Source organism: Cellulosimicrobium sp. EB106-03-01-XG111, assembly GCF_058792115.1.
The window spans coordinates 1-1,191 of sequence record NZ_JBYTEQ010000012.1 but is presented as its reverse complement, the minus strand read 5'-3'; the positions used below and the strand labels follow the sequence as shown (position 1 = coordinate 1,191).

The following is a 1,191-nucleotide window of genomic DNA, read 5'->3' as shown; positions in this document are numbered from 1 at the left end:
CCTCCGACACGTGTCGGAGGGGCCACTTCTCGCTTCTCGCCCGGCTGCCCGCGGCTCGGATGGCGGGAAGCCTGGCCCGCGTCCGGCCGGTGGTCAGGCGAGACGGTGCGCCGGGGTGGTGACGCGCGGGCGCGTGGTCGCGTCGGGCGCGTCCGGGAGCTCCTCCGGGCGCATACCGCGGTCGAGGAAGGCCTGCAGCACCCGGCCTTCGGTCGCGGGCCAGCGGCCGAGGACGTCTTACGCGAACAGCACGATCACCCGCCACCCCAGGCGTTCCAGCTGCTCCTGGCGCGCGACGTCGTTCAGGCGCTGCCGCGCGGAGGTCAGGTGGTGCCTCCCGTCGTACTCCACCGCGATGCGCAGGTCGGGCCAGCACAGATCCGGTCGCGCGAGCCAGCGCCCGTCGTCGTCGACGACGTCGGCACCGACGACCGGGCAGGGGAAGCCCGAGCGGACCAGCCGGAGGCGCAGCAACGTCTCCATGGGCGAGTCCACGAAGCGGCGGGAACGGCGGAGCGCGGACGCGAGCGGCACGACCCCGCGCCGACCGCGCAGCTCGCGTACGCGCGCCTCGAGCCGGTCACGCGGGTACGGACGGGCCCCTCCCCGGGCGCCGAGGACCGCGTCCAGGACGACGACGAGGTCCGTCTCGGTGAGCCCGTGCCCGCCCGTGGCGACGAGGGCCGCGAGGTCGGCGACGGTCCTGTCCGGGCCGGTCACGGCGAGCCCGCGCCGGACGACGACGTCGTGCACGAGCAGGCCGACGTGCGTGACGACGCCGGTCGCGTCGAGGGATCGCGTGCCGGGTGGTCCGGAGACGTGCAGGGGAGCGAGGCCCGTGACGCCGGGAGGGAGCGGCAGGTCCCACAGCGCGGTAGCGGTGGTGTGGGAGAAGGCGGCCGCGGGAGGGAGCGCGAGCCCGACGGCCGCGGCGACGGAGCGCACGTCCTCTTTCCGGGCGGCGTCCATGCGGACGCCCCGCACGGGGGCGTGGAGCCGCGGCGAGCGCAGCTGCTTGCGGGTCGCCCCGAGGCGGAGCGCCTCGGCGACGAGGAACGGCGGGTCGGGGACAGGGACGGGCATGCCGAGAGTGTGCCCGAGCACGCCGTCGACCCGTCGAGGCCTGTGGATGACGCGGACGCGAGCGCACGAGAAGTGAGAAGTGGCCCCTCCGACACGTGTCGGAGGGTG

Annotated in this window: 1 protein-coding gene; it reads right to left on the bottom strand. The window is 75.7% G+C overall.

The window, feature by feature from the left end:
• Positions 1-237: 237 nt before the first annotated feature.
• Entirely contained in the window at positions 238-1,083 is an 846-nt protein-coding gene (locus tag AC3WT4_RS11485) for a putative endonuclease domain-containing protein (protein ID WP_492315482.1), read from the bottom strand.
• Positions 1,084-1,191: the final 108 nt, after the last annotated feature.